General features: G+C 60.4%; 17 protein-coding genes. 10 read left to right on the top strand and 7 right to left on the bottom strand.

Features of this window, described 5'->3' with window-relative positions; translation table 11 throughout:
• The first annotated feature begins 19 nt into the window (after positions 1-19).
• The 5 genes from HDF10_RS12590 to HDF10_RS12570 all read left to right on the top strand — a co-directional run bounded on the left by HDF10_RS12590 (position 20) and on the right by HDF10_RS12570 (position 5,247).
• On the top strand, positions 20-1,381 hold the full coding sequence (locus HDF10_RS12590; protein WP_183813939.1) for a DUF3300 domain-containing protein: 1,362 nt from the start codon (positions 20-22) through the stop codon (positions 1,379-1,381).
• Positions 1,382-1,635: 254 nt separating this feature from the next.
• A complete protein-coding gene (locus HDF10_RS12585) occupies positions 1,636-2,808 on the top strand; it encodes a hypothetical protein (protein WP_260177864.1) in 1,173 nt (390 codons plus the stop codon).
• 186 nt (positions 2,809-2,994) lie between these two features.
• Positions 2,995-4,197, top strand: a complete 1,203-nt coding sequence (locus HDF10_RS12580) for a glycosyltransferase (RefSeq protein WP_183813937.1) — start codon at positions 2,995-2,997, stop codon at positions 4,195-4,197.
• Positions 4,198-4,354: 157 nt separating this feature from the next.
• Positions 4,355-4,774, top strand: a complete 420-nt coding sequence (locus tag HDF10_RS12575; protein WP_183813935.1) for a hypothetical protein — start codon at positions 4,355-4,357, stop codon at positions 4,772-4,774.
• The gene (locus HDF10_RS12570) at positions 4,756-5,247 is read left to right on the top strand and encodes a DUF4097 family beta strand repeat-containing protein (RefSeq protein ID WP_183814597.1); all 492 of its coding nucleotides are present in this window, start codon (positions 4,756-4,758) and stop codon (positions 5,245-5,247) included. Before HDF10_RS12575 ends, HDF10_RS12570 begins: the two co-directional genes overlap by 19 nt.
• On the opposite strand, the gene HDF10_RS12565 is transcribed toward HDF10_RS12570, so the two are convergent.
• On the bottom strand, positions 5,244-6,782 hold the full coding sequence (locus tag HDF10_RS12565; protein ID WP_183813933.1) for an alpha-amylase family glycosyl hydrolase: 1,539 nt from the start codon (positions 6,780-6,782) through the stop codon (positions 5,244-5,246). The two genes, HDF10_RS12570 and HDF10_RS12565, sit on opposite strands and share 4 nt — an antisense overlap.
• 165 nt (positions 6,783-6,947) lie before the next feature.
• On the opposite strand from HDF10_RS12565, the gene HDF10_RS12560 reads away from it, so the two are divergent.
• On the top strand, positions 6,948-8,438 hold the full coding sequence (locus HDF10_RS12560; protein ID WP_260177863.1) for a M20/M25/M40 family metallo-hydrolase: 1,491 nt from the start codon (positions 6,948-6,950) through the stop codon (positions 8,436-8,438).
• Between the two features lie 82 nt (positions 8,439-8,520).
• Here the strand turns inward: HDF10_RS12560 and HDF10_RS12555 are convergent, their stop codons facing one another.
• Positions 8,521-9,465 carry a VOC family protein gene (locus HDF10_RS12555; protein ID WP_183813931.1) on the bottom strand — a complete coding sequence of 315 codons (945 nt, stop codon included), beginning with the start codon at positions 9,463-9,465 and terminating at the stop codon, positions 8,521-8,523.
• 242 nt (positions 9,466-9,707) lie between these two features.
• Here HDF10_RS12555 and HDF10_RS12550 point away from each other — a divergent pair, with 242 nt between their 5' ends.
• Positions 9,708-10,187 carry a hypothetical protein gene (locus HDF10_RS12550; protein WP_183813929.1) on the top strand — a complete coding sequence of 160 codons (480 nt, stop codon included), beginning with the start codon at positions 9,708-9,710 and terminating at the stop codon, positions 10,185-10,187.
• Between the two features lie 17 nt (positions 10,188-10,204).
• Here the strand turns inward: HDF10_RS12550 and amaB are convergent, their stop codons facing one another.
• Positions 10,205-11,731, bottom strand: coding sequence for an L-piperidine-6-carboxylate dehydrogenase (gene amaB, locus HDF10_RS12545; RefSeq protein ID WP_183813928.1), 1,527 nt, complete (start codon positions 11,729-11,731; stop codon positions 10,205-10,207).
• A gap of 507 nt (positions 11,732-12,238) precedes the next feature.
• On the opposite strand from amaB, the gene HDF10_RS12540 reads away from it, so the two are divergent.
• From HDF10_RS12540 to HDF10_RS12530, 3 genes are all read left to right on the top strand, one after another.
• Positions 12,239-13,255, top strand: coding sequence for a hypothetical protein (locus tag HDF10_RS12540; RefSeq protein WP_183813926.1), 1,017 nt, complete (start codon positions 12,239-12,241; stop codon positions 13,253-13,255).
• 6 nt (positions 13,256-13,261) lie between these two features.
• Complete coding sequence (locus HDF10_RS12535; RefSeq protein ID WP_260177898.1) at positions 13,262-15,133, top strand: choice-of-anchor D domain-containing protein; 1,872 nt, start codon at positions 13,262-13,264, stop codon at positions 15,131-15,133.
• Between the two features lie 129 nt (positions 15,134-15,262).
• Positions 15,263-16,015, top strand: coding sequence for a YIP1 family protein (locus tag HDF10_RS12530; RefSeq protein WP_183813922.1), 753 nt, complete (start codon positions 15,263-15,265; stop codon positions 16,013-16,015).
• Between the two features lie 10 nt (positions 16,016-16,025).
• Here HDF10_RS12530 and HDF10_RS12525 read toward each other — a convergent pair whose 3' ends face one another.
• The 4 genes from HDF10_RS12525 to HDF10_RS12510 form a co-directional block, all read right to left on the bottom strand.
• Entirely contained in the window at positions 16,026-17,555 is a 1,530-nt protein-coding gene (locus tag HDF10_RS12525; RefSeq protein WP_183813920.1) for a sialate O-acetylesterase, read from the bottom strand.
• A gap of 171 nt (positions 17,556-17,726) precedes the next feature.
• Positions 17,727-18,977: a beta-ketoacyl-ACP synthase II gene (fabF, locus tag HDF10_RS12520; protein ID WP_183813918.1), complete on the bottom strand. Its 1,251-nt coding sequence runs from the start codon at positions 18,975-18,977 to the stop codon at positions 17,727-17,729.
• Between the two features lie 3 nt (positions 18,978-18,980).
• Positions 18,981-19,226, bottom strand: coding sequence for an acyl carrier protein (locus tag HDF10_RS12515; protein WP_020715918.1), 246 nt, complete (start codon positions 19,224-19,226; stop codon positions 18,981-18,983).
• A gap of 142 nt (positions 19,227-19,368) precedes the next feature.
• The gene (locus HDF10_RS12510; RefSeq protein ID WP_183813916.1) at positions 19,369-20,865 is read right to left on the bottom strand and encodes a DNA recombination protein RmuC; all 1,497 of its coding nucleotides are present in this window, start codon (positions 20,863-20,865) and stop codon (positions 19,369-19,371) included.
• Between the last annotated feature and the right edge of the window lie 21 nt (positions 20,866-20,886).

Below are 20,886 nucleotides of genomic sequence, written 5' to 3'. Positions count from 1 at the left end.
ATCTTTGTTGAGGTCTTGCATGCAACGGAAACCAAGTGTTCCTGCCGCTCTTTTATTGGTCGCATTGTTGATGTTCCAAAGCTTCGGGGCGAGCCTTCTGGCTCAAGCGACTGCTGCGCCACCACCACCTACGCCTGCGGAACTGGATCAGTTGCTGGCGCCGATAGCGCTCTATCCTGACTCGCTGCTGGCGCAGATTACGACGGCTTCGACGAATCCTCAGGAGATTTTGGATGTCGATAACTGGCTGGCGTTGAATAAGAATCTGAGCGGAACGGAGTTGACGGACGCGGCGCAGAAAAACGGTTTCGACCCTGCCTTTATTGCTCTCACCAGCTTTCCATCGGTGATCGAGATGATGGCCGAGAACATCGACGACTATGCTGCGATCGGGAGTGCTGTGTCGTCGAATCAGCAGGAGGTGTCGGCGTCGATTCAACGGTTGCGTTCGCAGGCTTATACGGCTGGGGCGTTGCGCAGCACGCCGCAGCAGCAGGTAGAGGTGCAACAGAGTTCGGGGCAGCCAATTTATGTGATTCAGCCGACGAATCCGCAAGTGGTGTATATCCCGCAGTATGACCCGACGGTCGTTTATGTGGGGCCGAGTACTGGCAGTGTGGTGGCGGCATCGCTCATTGGCTTTGGAGTGGGGATCGGGATTGGCGCACTGCTAGTGAACAACCAGCCGTGGGGCTGGGGTGGATGGGGATGGAACTGGGGCGGGCGCAGCATCTACTACAACCATGGTCCGTGGGGTGGATGGCGTGGAGGATACCGTCCGCCGCGGCCGTATTATCGTCCACGGCCGGTGCCATACGGTAGCCGTCCAGGATACGGCGGCAACTGGGGATATCGTCCGTCGAACTATCGGCCACCGATGTCAGCGAATCGCCCTGGGTACAGCCGTCCCGGTTATGGTCAGCCGGGTTACCGTCCGGGGCGCCCAACCTCTGGGCATTCCGGGAGCCGGCCAGGAGGTTCGCGTCCTGGAACCACGCCCGGAAACCGCCCGGGCGGTTCAAATGGAAGTCGTCCGGGAACTACGCCGGGGAATCGCCCCGGTGGTTCGAATGGAAATCGGCCGGGGAATGGAAGCCGGCCGGGCGGTGGTCAGAGCGTGGGCCGTCCATCCCAGCCGGGGCAGGGTGGTAGACCGCCGCAACAGAACCGACCGCCGCAACAGAACCGACCAACGCCGCAGCCTCGGCCTACGCAACCCCGGCCCACGAATCAGAGCAGACCTGCGCCGCAGCCTCGGCCGACACAGCAGACTCGACCGAGCAACCAGAGCCGGCCTGCTCCACAGTCGAGGCCGGCGGGGAGGCCGTCGTCGGGGTCTCAGCCGCAGTCGAACAGGGGTTCGAGCGGTAAGCCGAACTAGATTTTTGGTTGCGCTCCGGGTTCTAACCACAACGGTGGGCTGCGCCATTGCGAGATCCCTGTCAGACGAGCCGGACGATTTACGTTTCGGAATTCGTCTTGAGGAGCTGGCTACAACCTTTGGGGAATCATTGTAGATACGGGGTTTAGGGATTTTGAAGCTGCATTGTTGGTGCAGTCATCCCCTCGTCACATAGGGCCTCCATACTGCACTCGTAAGCAGCCTGAGGGCTTACGAGCCAAGGGGGTTACCCGATGAGCCAGTCAAGCGTGTCGTACCTGTGGCGGGAACCGGAGGCGGCGAAGGGCTTCGTGACCGGCGTTTCGCTGCACAGCCATACGAACCAGTCGAAGGAGACGCTGGATTTCATCTCGGAGCTGTCGAAGGACTGGAGCTTTCTGCAGCCGATCATTCAGTGGGGTGAGCGACGAAGCAAGCGGCTGACGGGAATAGATCCGGACTATGCGCGGGCTTACTGGACGCCGCCGTTGACGCCCAGCCTGGCGTTTGACCTGGAGCGGAAGCAGATCGAAGAGAAGCTGCAGATTCAGGGGCTGGTCTCGATTACCGATCACGACGACATCAACGCGCCGATGCTGTTGCGGACGGTGCCGTCGTCGCGGCATATTCCGGTGTCGGTGGAGTGGACGGTGCCGTTCGGGGCGACTGCTTTTCACCTGGGGATCCACAATCTGCCGAGCGCGACTGGAGCGGAGTGGATGGAGCGGATGGCTGCTTTTACCGCGATTCCGGTGGCAACAAGAGCGCCGAAGCTGCTGACCGAGATGCTGGCGGAGCTCGATGAGCTGCCGGGAGTGCTGATTGTGTTCAACCACCCGCTGTGGGATCTCTATCGCGTGGGCAAGGAGAAGCATGAGGTACTGGTGAACGAGTTTCTGGCGGTGAATGGGCAGTTCGTTCATGCGCTGGAGTTGAACGGGCTGCGCGACTGGAAGGAGAACCGCGAGACCTCCACGCTTGCCGGGAAGTGGAACCAGCTGGTGATCAGCGGCGGCGACCGACACGGCGTTGAACCGAATGCGAACGTGAATCTGACGAAGGCGACGAGCTTCAACGAGTTTGTGCACGAGGTGAGGTGCGAGCGAGAGAGCCATGTGTTGTTTATGCCGCAGTATGCCGAGCCATGGAAGCACAGGATTCTGCAGTCGACCCTGGATGCGATTCGGAACTATCCGGAGTTTCCGGAGGGGTCGAGATTGTGGGATGAACGGGTCTACCATCCGGATGCCGAGGGCGTGATACAGCCGATGACGCGGTTGTGGACGACGGGCCATGCTCCTGCGTTCTTCCGGGCGGTGCTGGTGGTGGTTCGAATGATGGGCGCAGGGCCGGTGTCGAGCGGGCTTCGAATGGCGTGGAATGACAGCGGGGAGATGCGGACTACGCTGGCTAAGCTGGATGCTTAGAGACTAGCGGCTGTTGTCCTGCCGGACGGGCCTCCTACGCGGAGGGCGGTCACTTCGTGACGCGTGTACCCGGTCTTGATAGGCGGTCGGTATGGGGCCTCCCTTTGGTCGGCGTTATCCTTCTTTTTCGATTTATCTTGTGTAAGATCTTTCCGGACTGCGGAGCGCGAGAGGTAGTCTAAAGCGATGCGGGTGCCGCGTGTTGCCTACTTTCCGGACTCATTCCATGAGGTGAATGGGGTCGCGCATACCAGCCGCAACTTTGTGGCGTATGCGGAGCGCCATGAGCTGCCGTTTCTTTGCGTGCGCGCAGGTGGCAGGGTGGGGGCCTTCGAGCAGGTGGGGGAGCTGAGGACGCTGGAGCTGGGGCGGAGCCGCACGTCGGTTCGAATGGAGAAGGATCTCGAGTTCGACACACTGTTCTGGCGGCATGGTGGAGCGATTCGGCGGCAGTTGGAGAGCTTTCAGCCGGATGTGATTCACATTACGGGGCCGAGTGAGTTGGGGATGTTTGGCGCGTACTTCGCGTGGGAGTTGGGGATTCCGCTGGCGGCGTCGTGGCACACGAATGTGCATGAGTATGCGGCACGAAGGATGGGGTGGCTGACGGGCAGGCTGTCGGCGCGGGCGGGTGCGACGACCGAGCGCGGGGTGGAGGCGGGGGCGCTCTGGGCTACTTCGCGGTTTTACCAGTTGGCAAAGGTTTTGTTTGCTCCGAATGAAGAGCTCTGCCGCATGCTGGAGCGAACGACGGGAAGGCCCTGCTACCTGATGCAGCGCGGGGTGGACACGGAGTGGTTTTCGCCGACGCACCGTACGCGCGAGGTGAGTGACAGGACGGTGGTGCTGGGATATGTGGGGCGACTTTCGATTGAGAAGAATGTGAAGCTGCTGGCGCGGGTACGGAGAGAGCTTGCTGCGATGGGAGTGGGCGGCGTGAAGTTTCTGATCGTCGGGCATGGCAGCGATGAGGCGGAGTTGCGGCTGGAGCTGGCAGACGCTGAGTTTGCAGGCGTGTTGCGTGGGGCCGCGCTGGCACAGGCTTACGCGAATATGGATGTGCTGGTGTTTCCTTCGCATACGGATACGTTTGGGAATGTGGTGCTGGAAGCGCTGGCGAGCGGTGTGCCTGCGGTGGTGACTCCCGATGGCGGCCCGAAGTTTATCGTGCGGGATGGCGAGACGGGATTTGTAACGGAAGATGATCACTTTGCGGCGGCGGTTGCGGATCTGGTGAGAGACAGGGCACGGCTGGATGGGATGCGGCTGAGGGCGCGGGAGTATGCGCTGGGGTGCAGCTGGGATGCGGTGTTTGACCGCGTCTATGCGGGATACGAGACGCTGCTGCCGGTGCGCCGGGCTGGACTGACGGTTGGGGAGTTGGCGTAGGCGATTGGCCAGGCAGGTGTAGTTCTTCCCCCTCGGAAAGCTTAGGGCGGGATGACAGCGAAAACAAGGAACTTAAATGGAAAACAAACAGGCGTGGAACCGTGCCGGTCTCCTCCGCGTACTCCTCTTTGCCATTTCTTGCGGCCAGGAGATCACTATGTCCTCTTTCGTTACGCGCTCCATCGGATTCGCCGCTACGGCCGCGGCGATTATGCTTGCTTCCACATCTTCTGCGGTGTTTGCTCAGAGCTCAGAGCACGATTGGCAGAAGGTCTATGCCGTGGGTGGAGGGGCTGCTTCGCTTAAGGTGGAGACGGGCGACAGCGGTCTTGAGATTCACTCCTGCGGCGACTGCAAGGAGATCAGAGTTCATGTGGAGTCCACTCAGAATCTGAACGAGTATTCCATTGAGGAGCACCAAGAGGGCGATCACGTCTCCTTCACACTCAAAGAAAAACCGCGTCCCTTCCGCATTCAATGGAACGCTAGCCGAAGGACGAAGGTGACGGTGGAGACTCCGGCAAAGCTGGATCTGGATGCGAAGGTTGCGGACGGAATCTGTCTGCGCAGGATCTGACGGGCAAGGTTCAGGTCCATTCCGGCGATGGTTCGGTTGAGCTCAACAACATCAAAGGGGATGTGCACCTGGTTGCCTCGGATGGCAGTGTCAGCCTTCATAACGCGATTGGCACCGTTGATGCTCGCGGCTCCGATGGCAGTATGAAGATCGATGGGCAGTTCACGATGGTTCAGGTAGAGACGAGCGACGGCAACCTGGACTTTACGCTTTCTCCTGGGTCTCAGCTTACGAGTGCTTCGCGGATCAAGAGTTCGGATGGGCGGGTTTCCATCCGGCTGCCGCAGGCTCTCTCCGCAGACATGGATGTGGCGACTGGGGATGGACACTTGAACTGCACGCTTCCACTGACGATGGATCACTACGACAGCAGAGAGTCGGGCGGCCACCATCTCCACGGGCATTTGAACAATGGCGGTGTTCCGTTCAGCATTCGCGCCTCGGATGGGAACGTCAGCATAACGGCCCTCTAGTATCGGAGTTCGCCGATGTAGGCGGCGTAGGGTGCCAGCGTCATCTCGTCGAGATGCATGGTGCCGATGCTGTCGTCTGAGCGCAACACGGTACGGAGAAAACTTCCACGCAGGCCGAGGTTTGTCGTGTCGGATTTGAGCGAAAGCTGGACGGGCTGTGCGGTGAGGTTGAAGAGCAGGATCATGACCGGAGAGGTAGCCGAGACGAGCTTTGGTTTACGGACAAGCACAAGGACGTTCTGGTCGTCGCGATTAATGGTGAGGCTGGTGCCCAAGGCGAGGGTGGAGTTGCCGTGATGGAGCGCGCTGAGCTGGCGATACCAGTTGAGGAGAGAGTCGGGGTCGGCGTCCTCGAGAGCGGCGTTCGGCGTGGCGTCGAGCGGAGCGCTGGCCGTGGTCGTCGGGGGCTTGTTTGGAACTGGCGTCTGGCTGGCAGGTGGTTTATAGGGGACGTAGGTCTCGCTGGTGGTGGGCTTGTACGGGACATAGGTTTCGCTGACGGGGGCGGGTTGAGAAGGCGCGGGTGCATCCCACACGATCAGCGGGGAAGCTGCGCTCGAGGGAGAGGCGGAGCGGACGCCTAGCTCCTGCCCGTAGTAGAGCAGCGACTCGGCGCTGGTGGTGAAGAGGAGCGTGGCGAGGAGTTTGGCGATGGCGAGATCGTGCTGGCCGTCGGCGTAGCGACTCATGCTGCGGGTGAAGGCGGGGCCGTCGGTGGCGAGGAGCGGGAGGCTGTGACCGGCCTGTTGAATGTCCTGGAGGCGGTCGATGATGGGGCGGATGGCGGCGGCGCTGAGGGGGTTGATGGCGCCGAGGCGGTCGTCGAGGAGGAGCTGCGGGAATTGGGTGTCGAGTGCTGTGAATTTCTGAGTAGTTGCGTGCAATTGGCGTCGCGAGCGGGAGTGTGCGTGGTGGCGGCCTCGAGTGGCCGGTTGAGGCTGCGGTTGAGGCTGGGCGGTTGCGACGAAGTTGGGATCCGCATCGGCGATTAGGATGCGCTGGCCCATGTAGCTGACCGTCGTAGTGCGTAGGGTTGAGGCCTGTTGATGGGCGGCTTCACTGGTGCCGCTGACATGAAAGCCTGCGATGCCGCGGTTGAGCCAGAAGCGGGCGACGTTGGGCAGGTCGTCGGCTGGTATGGCCGGGTCGAGGTCGAGCAGGACGCGGAGATGACGGCTGCTGGCTTCGCGGAGGAGATCGTCGAACTCGTCGAGGGAGCCGAGGGTGGGATCGATGGTCTCGGCGTGAGTGGGATCGGACTGCAGATGCGTGAGAAGGATGGCGTCGGTGCCGAGGGAGTGGATGTAGTCGAGGCGATGGGCGATGCCGTGGAGGGGGCTGTCTCCGGCTGGACTGAAGTCGGCGGGGTTGATCTCATAGATGATGGCGCGCTTCCACCAGAGGTCTGTGGTGATGCCGGAGCCAACCCAGCCGGGGCGGGCGAGAGTCTGCGATGAGGCGATGGGAGCGGCTGCGGTGAGAGTGCAGGCGAGACAGATGGAGAGGAGATGGCGGGGAGTTCGGTGGTTGATCATGCGCTCGTTATTGAGATGCTACGCGAGACGGCCAGGAAATGGGATGACGGCGTATGTGCGGTTTTTAGGCAGGCTTTGCCGTCCGCAGATTTTGATCATCTTCTTGTGTTTAGAGGAGCGAGGTTTTATGGTCAATGAATCCGTAGCAAATAAAAGGAGATTCACATGAAAGGTCTTGCTGCTTTTGGTATGGGGGCTGTGCTGTTTTTTGTTCAGTCGGGGGTGGCGCAGATTGGCGCACCGGGTACGCCGCCGCCGGTGTCGATGCCGGCTATCCATGGGCCGCTCGCGACGAAGTACAAGGCCGACGCGGATCGAATTCTGAAGGCAGGCGAAACCGATGACGATGGATATGTGGCGTTGACGTACCTGTGCGATCACATCGGCAAGCGATTAAGCGGTTCGCCACAGCTGAACACGGCGGTCGAATGGGGCGCGGAGTTGATGCGCAAGGCTGGTCTCGAGAATGTGACCGTGCAGCCGGTGATGGTGCCGCATTGGGTGCGGGGCGAGGAGTCGGGTGCGATCGTTGCGCCGGTGACCAAGCCGCTGCATATGCTGGGGCTCGGCATGAGCGTGGGCACGCCGAAGGGCGGGATTACGGCGGATGCGGTGTTTGTGTCGAGCTTTGAGGCGCTGGATGCGATGACCCCGGAGCAGGTGAAGGGAAAGATTGTGGTGTTCAATCCGGGCTGGCATGGCTATGGAGTGAACGTGATGTATCGCGCGCTTGGTCCGTCAAGGGCTGCGGCGAAGGGTGCAGTGGGCGTGCTGGTGCGGTCGGCTACGGGGCTGGCGATGCAGACGCCGCATACGGGCTCGCTCTACTACGACGAGAAGGTGACGAAGATTCCTGCGGCCGCCATTTCAATAGAAGACGCGCTAATGATTGAGCGGCTCTGCAAAGAGGGGCCGGTGAAGGTGCATATGCAGATGGACGCACACATGGAGCCAGAGGTGCAAGCCGGAAATGTGATGGGCGAGATCGTTGGCAGCGAACATCCGGAGCAGGTGTTGGTGATTGGCGGGCACATCGACTCGTGGGATGTGGGCCAGGGCGCGCAGGATGATGGGTCGGGAATCATGGGAACGTTTCAGGCGGTGACGCTGATTCACAAGCTGGGGCTGAAGCCGAAGCGGACGATCCGTCTGGTCTTCTGGGTGAATGAGGAGAACGGCGAGGCGGGCGGGAAGGCTTATCGCAAGATGATTGGGTCGAAGCTCGGCGAACAGGTCGCGGCGATCGAGATGGATGAAGGCGCGGAGAAGCCTCTGGGGATTGGATATGGCGGATTCGAGTCGCTGATGCCAGGGGCGCCGCCGTTTGATTTGAGCAAGCTGCCGCCGGATCAGCAGCAGTCGTTTGCCGCGTTGCAGGATATAGCTTCGCTGCTGGGGCCGATTGGCGCGGACAAGGTACTGCCGGGCGGAGGCGGGTCCGATATCGAGCCGCTTACCGACGACGGCGTCCCTGCGCTGGCTCCGCGAACCGAGGATCTGCATTACTTCGACTGGCATCACACCGAGGCGGACACGCTGGACAAGGTCGATCCGAAGGAGTTTCGGAAGAACGCGGCGATGTTGTCCGTCGTGGCTTATGTGCTGGCGGATATGGATGGCCGGTTGGCGGGCAAGGTCGCTGCAGCTGCGAAGTAGTTTCGATGAGAGAGATAGCTGCGACGGAGTCGCTTCGCTGCAGCTATGTTTTTGCGAGTCAGCGAGTCAGCGAGTCAGCGAGTCAGCGGGGTGGTGGTGCCGTGGACGGTGGAACGGGTTTACCGTTTGCTGTCTCGGACTCCATCAACTCAGCGCGGGTGCCGTCGGGGTCGAAGAGGTTGACCTGACGTTTGCCGTTGACGCCCGTGTGTGGCGCGATGGATTTGCCGTAGGCCTGGAAGGCTGGGCGAGCCTCGAGAATCGCGATGGACTTTTGAACGTCGGGCACCAGAAGCGAGATGTGCTCCTGGCCTCCGCGTTTATCAGGTGCGGGAAGATCGGGGTAGAGCATGAACTCGACGTAGTCGTTGCCGTCGGGCACCTGCATGTCGATCCAGCTTAGCTGCGTGCCGTTGGAGCTGCCGCGCCAGAACTCGTGAAAGCCGAGAACGTTGCCGTAGAACTTGATGGACTTCTCGCTGCTGCCGACGAGAAAGCCGAGGTGGTAGATAGAGTCGGAGATGCGCGTTGCAGGCAGGAATTTGCCGGCGTTGTGGGCTTCCATGCCGTCCGGCTGGGGTTCGACGAACTCGACGAGATTGCCGTCGGGATCTTTGATCTCGAAGTTCAGGTCGCCGGTCTTGCCTTTGCTGACCTTGTTGCCAACCGGAACGCCGCGAGAAGCGAGATAACGACGCATCTGCTCAGCGTTCGAGACAACGAAGGCGATGTGGCTGAGATGGCCCGAGCCTGCCGGTGGCTGCTGGTTGAAGAGTTCGACGTGCTGGTGCTCGTTGATCTTTATGAAAGCGATATTGATGGTGCCGTCGGGGTTCTTGAGATCGTAGGGTTCGTCGTAACCGAGAAGACCGTGCCAGAAGTCCAGTGCCTTCGGAAGATCGGAGACGAAGAAGCCGACGTGCGAGATCCCGAGAATGCGGGGACGGACGGGTGCGGTTTGAGCCGAAGCGGCGAGGGCACAGGCTAAGAGGATGGCGAAGAGAGACGCTCTTTTGCTTCGATTCATCAGGCTGATGGTAATCCTTTCCTCGAGTCATCGTACATCGACGCGATGAGGGGACAAGGCGAACTCGAGCACTCAGTCATTCTTTGTTCTCGCTAAATTCACCGTTGCCCGATTGACAGGGTTGACCTGCATCGATAGCCTCAAGGTCCGGCGGTGATTGGTGGGCCAATCTTTTGCTGTCGGAATCCCATAGCCCTTCGCAGAGATCCTGCCGATGCAAGGGACGGAAGGCTGGACTTTCTATGAGCACAAGAGCCGATTTCAGCGTTGATGAGTGGGACCTCCTGCGTTCCTCTCCGTTTATGGCGAGCATTCTGGTTGTGGCGGCGAGTCCGAGCGGTCCCATTGGCCTTGTTCAGGAGTCCACCGCCGCAGGCAAGATGATTTTGCAGGCAGCAGGAACCGCGCAGACTCCATTGCTGAAGGATCTCGCGCAAGACCTGACCCAGAAGATGTCGATTCCGAAACCGCCAGCAGGTGCAACCCCTGTTCAGGTGCAGGCGGCGGCGACAGAGATCCTGAAGCGAACGTCGGATCTGCTGGCACAGAAGGCCACACCTGAAGAAGCGACCGAAGTGAAGCAGTGGCTGGCAGGAGTGGCCAAAGCGACCGCGGAGGCGACAAAGGAAGGCGGATTTCTTGGCTTCGGCGGCACCCTGGTTTCAGATGAGGAGAAGGCCGCACTGGCGACGATCAACTCGACGCTGGGACTTGCGGCCTGACCTCGAGTTGCAAACGGTTAGCTGATATCGAAGCTAACTCCCTGCGCCAGCGGAAGATCTGTGCCGTAGTTGATGGTGTTGGTGGCGCGGCGCATGTACTGCTTCCACGCGTCGGAGCCGGATTCGCGTCCGCCGCCAGTCTCTTTTTCGCCACCGAACGCCCCACCGATCTCCGCGCCAGAGGTGCCGATGTTGACGTTGGCGATGCCGCAGTCGGAGCCGGTGGCGGAGAGGAAGAGCTCCGCTTCGCGAAGGTTCATGGTGAAGATCGAAGACGAAAGCCCCTGCGGGACATCGTTGTGCAGGGCGAGCGCGTCGGTGAAGCCGGTGTACTTAAGGACGTAGAGGATTGGTGCGAAGGTCTCGCGCTTGACGACCTCAGCCTGTGATGAGATCTCGACAAGGGCGGGACGAACGTAGAAGGCCTCGGGGTTGGCTGTCCCGGGGTTCGCTGTGAAAACGCGTTCGCCTCCTGTAATCGTCGCGCCTGCGCTGCGGGCCTCTTCGAGGGACTTCTGCATGGCGTTGAAGGATCGTTCGTCAATAAGCGGGCCTACCAGGGTGCCTTGTGCTCCAGGGTCGCCGACGACAACCGAGCCATAGACTTTCTTGAGCTGGGGGACGAGTTTGTCATAGACACTCTCGTGGACGATGAGGCGGCGCAACGTGGTGCAGCGCTGGCCGGCAGTGCCCATCGCAGAGAAGGCGATGGCGCGAAGAGTGAGGTCGAGGTCGGCGGTGGGAGCGACGATGGCTGCGTTGTTGCCGCCGAGTTCGAGGATGGCCTTGGCAAAGCGTGCGGCGAGCTTCGGAGCTACGGCGCGGCCCATCGCAGTCGATCCGGTGGCCGAGACGAGTGGGATGAGAGGGCTGTCGACCAGTTGTTCGCCGACCTTTGCATCGCCGATGAGGAGAGTTGCCAGGCCGACTGGAATATTGCCAAACTTCTTTGCGGCTCGCTCGAAGATGGCCTGCGTGGCTAGCGCGGTCAGTGGAGTTTTTTCGCTGGGCTTCCAGACGACGGCGTCCCCACAGACGAGCGCGAGGGCAGCGTTCCAGCTCCACACGGCGACGGGGAAGTTGAAGGCGGAGATGACGCCGACAACGCCGAGGGGGTGCCAGGTCTCCATCATGCGATGCTTGCTGCGTTCGGAGGGGACGGTGAGCCCGGCGAGTTGGCGGGAGAGGCCGGCAGCGAAGGTGCAGATGTCGATCATCTCCTGGACCTCGCCGTGGCCTTCGGAGAGGAGCTTGCCGGTTTCGATGGTCACGAGGCGGCCCAGGGGTTCGATGTTGGCGCGAAGCTCTTCGCCGAGAATGCGGATGAGTTCGCCGCGCCTGGGAGCGGGGACGTTGCGCCACTCGAGGTAGGCGGCGTGTGCCTGGGCGATGGCCTTTTGCGCGGCTTCGGCGGTGATGGTGGGGATCTGCGCGATGACCTCGCCGGTGATGGGGGTGCGGACGGTGAGCTCGCCTTTTGTGGTTGCGGCAGCAGGCACGCCGAGGGCGGCGAGGATGGATTCTACTTCTTGTTGGATCGTCATGGTTTGTCTTGATTCTTCTCGAGGCTAGCGTAGATGGTGCAGATCGCGGGTGGCAAGTGGGCGGTGGGAAGGTAAAGGAGCAGGCTCCAATTCTCGAGTCATAGGGGGTACGAGCGTTAAAAAAGAAAAGCCCTGGCTGGTGGTGCTGAGCTTTCGTGAAGTCTTCTTTAGTATAGCGGTTGGAGGATAACTGATACGCCACGCGAAGGCGCTGGATTGACACGGTGATTTGCTGGTTTGGCTTGACAGGTTTGGTGGATGTTAAGACCAGAGCATAGCTGCCGTTCTAGGCCGCGCGGTCAGGCTTGTTCCATCTTGATGGTCGAGACTGTGTCTGCCCAACCGTGCGACCGAAAGAGGCGCAACGTAGCCACGTAGGTGCGTCACGAATTCGCCGCACGATTCTTGTTGGATGGATTTGTGGGGCGGGCTAGAATGCGGGTGCACTCGTCCCTCAAGCAATTTGGCAATTCAGACGCGACCTATGTGTGCGAAGAGAGGTTTACTGTGGGTAAAGCGTGGATCGACAATCATTCGGTAGAGTGTCCTGTGGCGGCTGCATCGGGAGTTGAATTGAACCTGGTGCGGGGCAAACACAGCGGAAGCCTGCGGGATAAAAGCTTTCGCTTCGCTATGCCTCGGACCGAACTCCGTCTTCTGCGCGCGTTTTCGGGGCTTGGGTGTCTCTCTTTGTTACTCGCAGGATGCGCCCAGAGACCGGCCGGCGATGCGGCAGCGCCTGTAGCGTTTTTTCGTGTGCACGGAACCGCCTATGGCGGCCAACAGCCAGTGAGTGACGCGACCATTCAGCTGTATGCGGTGGGGACGGCAGGGGATGGTTCCGCGGCGACGCCTCTGTTGACGCAGGCTGTCACGAGCGATGCGAATGGCGAGTTCACCCTGAGCGGATACGTGTGCCCAACGCCTTCGACGCTGGTTTACCTGACGGCCACGGGAGGCAATCCTGGTCTGCCAAACGGCTTGACGAATCCTCAACTGGCTTTGATGGCTGCGCTGGGAGCTTGCGGCGGCCTGGGGCCAACGACAACGATCAACGTGAACGAGCTGACGACGGTGGCGGCGGTGTGGCCGCTGGCGCCGTTCATGAGCTCGTACAGCGCGATTGGATCGGGGAGCTCGGGCGCGACCGCTCTCGCGAGTGCCTTTGCGACAGCTGCCATTCTCGCGAACACCACGACTGGCACGGTGCCGGGGCTGAGTGTCCCGAGTGGAACCACCGTGCCCGTAACGCAGATTTACACGCTGGCGGATGCGCTGGCGAGCTGTATCAACTCCGCCGGAGGCGTGGCCGGGGACGGGTCAGCGTGCGGAATACTATTTGCGGCTGCGACGCCGCCCGGAGGAATGGCACCGACGAATGTGGTTAGCGCCGGGATGGATCTTGCGAAAAATCCGACGCTGGACTCGTCGAGCCTCTTCAGTCTGGTTGGCGGTAAAGGCCCGTTTCAACCTACGTTGACGTCGGCTCCGGCGAACTTGGCGGTGCAACTGACTTCGACCTGAGGTGGACTGTCTATCTCGACGACGGGGCTTGTGTTTCCTGCGGCGTACCTGAACTTTCCGTCTGCTGTGCAGAGCATTATCGTAACGAACAATGGTTCGAGTCCAGTGAACCTCTCTAACTATGGTGTTCAAATCGTGGGTGCAGCGGCTGCAGATTTTTCATTTCCGTACGGTCAAAATTTTGGCGGGGTTCTCTTTCCTCAGCAGACGTGGACGATACAGATTGCATTTCTACCCACCGCGAGTGGAGTGCGCAACGCTACTTTGCTGGTTGGGCCTGTCGGGGCACCCGCTCAGGCCATTGCTCTCAGTGGTACCGGCTTGGCCCATACGGGTGGTTCAGTCAGCTTATCGCCGTCATCGCTCACCTTTTCCCTTCCCGGAATTCCCCAACCGGTGATTGTGACGAACAACGGAATGACGCCAATCGTGATGGGACCTATTACGATCAGCTCAACTCCAAGTGGCTCGATCGCGTCGGAGACCAATAATTGTGGTGCTCTCCTGCCTGCACAGTCTATTTGCACGATACAGGTGGAGGCGACAGATGTGCAGACCAGTAAACTTAATGAAGGTCCGAGTGGAACTGTAACCTTAACCGTGATGGACGGCGGAAATCCCGGGATCGGAACAGTTTCTGTGAATGTGCCGTTGACGAGCGAGATCTCGTTCACTCCAGGGGCTTTTGATTTTGGAGTTTTGGCAGTCGGGGTAACCAGTCCAGCTTTATCGAACAGGCTACTTGCGTACCTTCCGTTCCCTGGCGCGATGTTCAACGCTCCGGGTTCAATTGTTGGCCCGAATGCATCCGATTTCTCGCTAGTCCAGAACAACACTTTCGATCAAAGCAATCCGAGCTTCATATTGGATTATTACTACGTAACGTTTAAACCGACTGCAGGTGGTCCGCGAACGGCGACGCTGGTTACGGGTTACGGGAATACCCCACTAAGTGGATATGGATTTCCAGGTCCATCTGGGGTCCCTTCGTTCTCGCTTTCGACCTCAGGCCTGGTAAATAACACAGGGACCGCTGTTTTGACGTTGTCCGTAACTGTAACTGGACCAGACGCAGGTGCTTTCCCCGGCGACACTGGGAACTTCACGCTCGCGCCTGCCGCGACTGTTCAATTGGCCACCTCCGGTGTCGCATTGCACTTAGGTGTCAATACCGCCACATTAACTGTGACAGACACCACGTCTGGAATTTCAAAATCGATTCCGCTGAGTGTTTATGGCTACCCACCGTCGCCATCGGTTACGCCAAGCAGCATCACTTTTAGCCCTGCCGCAGTCGGGGTTCAGAGCGCGCCTCAAACAATTGCAATCTCCGCTCCGAACGGTGATCCGGTTTCGATTACCTCAATTGATGGCTATCCCTTGAGCAACGATTTCGCAATATCGTCCGGAACGTGTGCGCAGACCCCATGTCAGGTGACCGTCACCTTCACCCCGTCCCAGACAGGTCCAGTAGGTTCAGAAATGGCCGCTTACTTCGTGGAAGATCTTGTTACGTACGAAAAAAGCTCGATTGACCTCCGAGGAACAGGGGGCGTGGGATCGATGTCGTTGTCGACCTATTCCCTTACCTTTGCGCCGCGAGATATTGGGACGACCTCGATTCCTCAAACAGTGACGTTGACCAACGCAGGCGATGCTACTCTCATTCTCTCTGGAGAGACGTTCACGGGTGCGAATGTGGGTGACTTCCCGATCGAAGCCAGCACCTGCGGAAGTAGTCTGGCCGCAGGTGCAAACTGCACATTGACGATCTCCTTCGCCCCCACTGCCTCAGGAGCTCGAAGCGCGATTCTGCAGATCATGACCAATGCTGCGAGTTCACCGGACAACATTCAACTGATGGGGACTGGGAACTGAGCACTGACAATGGATCGGTGTGGGCTGAAGTTTTTTGATGGATGGTTGGTGATGGTGGGCTAGAATGCGAAGACATTCGTAAGCAGTGAGTTGCCGAATTGGCCGGAAGACTATGTTCGAGGAGAGTCTATGAGCGACGTGGTGGCGGTGGATGCGCAGTCGGGACAGCCGGGGTTGAGCCAGGTGGAGCGCGTGGTGGATACGTTCATCGCTCCCTCAAAGACGTTCACCGATATTCTGCGGAGCACGAGCTGGTGGCTGCCGTTTTTGCTCGCGGTGATCGTGTCGATTGGGGTGACCTTCACGATCGACAGGCAGGTGGGCTTCGGTCGCGTGGTGGAGAACGTGATTCTGGACAGCCCGAAGCAGGAGGAGCAGATGCAGAGCCTGCCGCCGGATCAGCGGGCGGCCAGGATGAAGGGCATGTCGGCGGGGTATAAGTATGTGTCGTATGCGACGCCGGTGATTATCCTGCTCATCTCGACGATTGGGGCTCTGGTGAACTGGGCGAGCTTCAACTTTGGGCTGGGGGCGAAGACGACGTTTGCGCAGATGTTCTGCGTGTGGATGTATGCCTCGCTGCCGCGGCTGTTGAGCGGGTTGCTGACACTCGTGACGGTGATGTTTGGTGGGAATGCGGAGAGCTTTAATCTGAAGAATCCGGTGGGGACCAACCCCGCCTACTTTATGCCGGACGCGACGCCATGGTTGAAGACCGCGCTGAGTTTTTTCGATGTGATCGGCATCTGGAATTTGATTCTGCTGGTGATTGGGACCTCGATCGTGGCGAAGGTGAGTCGTGGGAAGGCTGCGGCCGTAGTGGTGGGCTGGTGGGTGTTGATCTTCATCTTGAGTGTTGCGTCAGCCGCCATGACCAGCTAGGAATGACCAGCTAGGGCTGAGTAGGTAGTTGCAGCGAGGTGAACGTTGAGGCGGGCAGATTCGCGCCGTTGAAGAGGTTGGCCTGGGGGGAGTTGGGCCACGCATAGCGGACGTACTGCGGGTTGGGGATAGAGGGGGTGGAGACGGTAATGCTGTCGCCGCTCGGCTCGTGATTGATCGTGGCGTTGGCGCGGAGGAAGATGCGATCGGCGCCGGCGACCTCGAAGCCCTCGGGTGCGCCGTTTTTAGTGTGGAGGCCGGCGGCGTTGTCGAACCAGACATGCATCGCGCCTTTGTCCGGGTAGGCAAGGCGGAAGAGTGGCCCTGAGGCGGTGAGGTCTTCGTTGTAGACGAGGCGGCGGGCGAGCAGGGAGAGGCGTTCGCCGACGGCCTGCTTGTTGGCGGGGTGGACGTTGTGCTCGTTGCCGATGTCGATGGTGACGGCCATGCCCGTATTGACCAGGGAGAGGGTCTTGCGCTGGGCGTCGCGGAGTTCGCCCCAGTCTTCCTTTGGCGTGCTGGAGAAGGCGGAGATCTGCACGTAAAGGAAGGGGAAGTTGCCCTGAGCCCAGTGCTCGCGCCAATCCTCGATGAGGGTAGGAAAGACCTTGTCGTAGAGACTGGCGCGGTTCAGCGCGGTGTTCGCCTCGCCCTGATACCAGATGACGCCTTTGATGGGGAGCGGCGTGAAGGGCGCGACCATCGCGTTGTAGAGTGCGGCGGGGCGCCAGGAGTCTAATTTCGGGTGCCAGTCGCGGTTGGGCGTGGTGGGCTTTCCCTCAGCGCGGGCCTGTTTGTCCAGCGCGTCGAGACGTAGTTCGGTGGCTTCCCGATCTGTTTGTGCAGCGCGAGCGGCGAAGACAGGCATCAGCGAGGCGTTGGAACCCAGGGCGTCGAGGCTAGTCCAGGCTTCGGCGGGCGTGCCTCCCCAGGTGGAGTCGATCAGGCCGATGGGGACGTGCTGCTTTTTGTCCTCAAGGGCCTTTTGCAGGTCGCGAGCGAAGAAGTAGGCAACGGCGGAGAAGGTCCTTGCGGAAGCGGGGGTGCAAAGTGACCAACCGGTGGTGGCGCGAACGTCTTCGCTGGGGTAGTCGGCGGCGTCCTTTTCGATCAGGAGGAGGCGGATGTCGGGGTAGTTGGCGGCGACGATCTCTTTATCTGCGTTTTCAATCTGCGTGTCGGGGCCGAAGCCGTCGAGGGGCATCTCCATGTTGGACTGGCCTGAAGCAAACCAGAGATCGCCGAGGAGGATGTCGTCGTAGGTGATGGTGTTCGTGCTGCGGACGGTGAGCGTGTAGGGGCCGCCAGCGGGTTGCGGGGGAAGATAGAGGCTCCAGCGGCCGGTGGCGTCGGCAGTGGCGGTGTTGGTAAGGTCGTGGAAGGTGGCGGTTATGGATTCACCAGGATTAGCGCTGCCCCACAGATGGATGGGCATGTCGCGCTGCAGGACCATGTGGCTGGAGAAGAGTTTGGGGAGGGAGACTTCGGCTTGGGCGGTAAGAGTGGCGGCGAGGAGGCAGAGGGTGAGGCGAAGCTTCATGAACGGGTCTCCGACTACTTTTATACTGGCTGGACTGTGTGTTGACGAGGCTCGCAGCGGGAAGGTTTCGCTTGCTCCTTCGTGGCGCGGTCGTGTTCGCAGGCAAAGGAAAGGCCCGACAGAAGCCGGGCCTTGGTTGATGCGGTTGGTGTCGATCACGGTTGCTGCTGACTACTCAGTCCAGCGCTTGAAGACAAGCGAGCCATTGGTGCCGCCGAAGCCGAAGGAGTTCGAGAGCGCGTAGTCGATCTTCGCAGGCAGGGGCTTGTTAGGAACGTAGTTCAGGCGGCACTGCGGATCGAGCTCAACGATATTCATCGTGGGGGGCGCGATCTGGTGCTGCATGGCCAGGATGGTAATGCCGGCTTCCAGGCCGCCTGCGCCGCCGAGAAGATGCCCGGTCATGGACTTGGTGGAGCTGACCATGAGCTTGCCGCCGGTGGCGCGTTCGCCGAAGACGTTCTCGATCGCCTTCGATTCGAGCGCGTCGCCGAGAGGCGTCGAGGTGGCATGCGCGTTGACGTAGTCGATCTGGTCCGGTGAGATCCCCGCAACTTTTAGGGCGTGCTTCATGGAGCGATAGCAGCCTTCGCCGTCGGGCGCCATGCCGGTCATGTGGAAGGCGTCGGCAGAGAGGCCGTAGCCAAGAACTTCCGCCAGGATATTTGCTCCCCGTGCTTTGGCAAACTCAAGCTCTTCGAGGATGAGAATGCCCGCACCTTCGCCCACCACGAAGCCGTCGCGATCCTTGTCGAATGGGCGGCTGGCGTGCTCGGGGTCGTCGTTGCGAGTGGAGAGGGCGCGCATGGCGGCGAACCCTGCTACACCGAGCGGCGTGATAGACGCTTCGGTGCCACCGGCGATCATGGCGTCGGCATCGCCTCGCTGAATGATGCGGAAGGCGTCGCCGATGGAGTGCGCCGAGGTGGTGCAGGCAGTCGCAGTCGCCTCATTCGGCCCGCGCGCGCCGTACTTGATCGAGACGTGGCCGGCGGCAAGGTTGATGATCGAACCCGGGATGAAAAACGGCGAGACCTTGCGTGGGCCGCCGCTGAGCAGATTCTGGTGTTCCCGCTCGATGACATCGAAGCCGCCGATGCCCGAGCCGATGTGGACGCCCACCTGATCGCGGTTCTCTTCGGTGATCTTTAGTCCGGAGTGAGCCATCGCCTCGGCCGACGCGGCCAGGGCAAAGTGAATAAAGCGGCCCATCTTGCGGGACTCTTTCTTGTCGACGAAGAGAAGAGGATCGAAGTCCTTGACCTCCGCGGCGAATCGGACGGGATGGCCAGTCAGGTCGAATGCCTTGATCTCCGCCATGCCACTGCGCCCGGCCATGAGCCCTTCCCAAACCTCAGGGGCGGTTTTGCCGACCCCGCAGACGAGGCCGAGGCCGGTTACGACGACGCGACGTTGCTCCATTTTTTACTTGGCCGCCTTCTGGTTCTTTTCGATGTAGTCGACGGCGTCTTTGACGGTTTTAATTTTTTCAGCATCCTCGTCGGGGATCTGGATGTCGAAGGCTTCTTCGAACTGCATGACGAGCTCGACGACGTCGAGGGAGTCTGCGCCTAGATCTTCCTGAAAGCTTGCGCCTGGGGTGACTTCCGCTTCATCCACCTGAAGCTGCTCGACAATAATCTGCTTTACCTTCTCGTCTACTGCTGCCATTGCGTTCTCCTGTTTACGTCTGGAATCTGAAGCCTGGATGTTTGTCGCTCAAGGTCGACACGGCCAACCTCAAGCATACTGAGCGCCTCAGTGAGTGTAAAGCAACAGCAGGCGACCGTGGGAAGTGGGCGGCAGGATCTTTTCAGTCTTCCTCGCCCGAGGCGGCAAGCAGCGGGGCGATGCCCGGGACGTCGTCGAACCCGATCAGGTTGGATACGGGGACGCCGTTGTCAATAGAGGATACGTTTTTGAGGGCCTTGTTGATGGCCCGCGTGCGGACGCCGAGCTTTTGAATCGTGTTCTGAACCGTGCCGACCTGGTCTTCGACCTTCTGCATCAGCCCGCCATAGGTCTCGAACTCCTTTTTCGCGCTGGAGAGGACGCGCCAGACCTCGTCGCCCTTCTTCTGAATGGCGAGGGTGTGAAAGCCCATCTGGAAGCTGGTAAGGATCGCCATAAAAGTCGACGGCCCGGCGATGGTGACGCGGCAGCTCGACTGTATCTCTGACTGCAACCCCGGGCGGCGGACGACCTCCGCGTAGAGGTTCTCCGTCGGCAGGAACATGATGGCGTGGGGCATCGTGGTGGGTGGGTCGATGTACTTGTCGCAGATGCGCTTCGCTTCGGAACGAATGCCACGCTCAAAGGCTCGGCCAGCCGCGGCGATCTCTTCGACGGTCCCGGTCTCGTAGGCGTGTTCCAGCCGCTCCCAGTCCTCTTTGGGAAACTTGGCGTCGATGGCGAGCAGAGTGTGGCTGTCAGCGCCTTCGCCTGAGGGGAACTTGAGGGCGTATTCGACGGACTCAAGCGTCCCGGGCTTGATGCGAGCGTTCTTGATGTACTGCTCAGGCGAAAACATCTGCTCAAGCTGCTGGCCCAGCTGAAACTCGCCCACCACGCCGCGCGATTTGACGTTCGAGAGAACCCTCTTGAGATCTCCCACACCGGTCGCAAGCTCCTTCATCTCACCCAGGCCCTTCTGGACCTCGCCGAGGTGCGTCGTCACCTGGCCGAACGACTCCGTAAGCCGAGTCTGGAGCGTGGCATGAAGCTTTTCGTCAACCGTGACGCGCATCTCCTCGAGCTTTGCGGTATTGGCGTCGTTGAGCTTCGAGAGGCGGTCTTCCACGGTAAAGCGGAGCTTCTCCTGCTGGTCGTTAGCCTCGCCGGAGAGCTCATTCAAGCGACTGTGCAGGGCCTCGCGAGCCTCGATCTGATTGCGATTGACCTCAGCGATGAAGTAAGAGAGCCGCTGCGCGATCGAATCCAGATTCTGCTGAACCGCAGTGCGGAGGACCTCGTCGGAGGTCTTGTTGTCGCTGCGAAAGGCATTGAGGCCGTTCTGCAGCAGGCCGCTCAGTTCGGCGATAGTGGCCGTGATCTCGGTGCGCAGGCTGGTGAAGTCTGTCGCGGCGGCCTCGCGGGTGCGGCGGGCGTCGTCGGCGGCGTCGCGGCGTATCTCAGCCAGGCCGCTTCGCAGATGAGCGTCGAGCGCCTCATTTCGAGCGTCAAGCCGGGTAAGCTGCTCGGGCATCTGGGCGAGGCGGGTGTCCGTCGCAGCTGCCGGCTGCTTGCGAAGCAGAAGGAGGATGAGGCAGATCAGATTGGCGGCGGCGAGGGCAAGCAGGGCTGAGAGCATATTCGTATTTCCTTCTCCCCC

Origin of the sequence: Tunturiibacter empetritectus, from assembly GCF_014201375.1 — a bacterium.
GTDB lineage: Bacteria > Acidobacteriota > Terriglobia > Terriglobales > Acidobacteriaceae > Edaphobacter > Edaphobacter lichenicola_D.
This window is presented reverse-complemented; position numbering and strand designations above follow the sequence as displayed.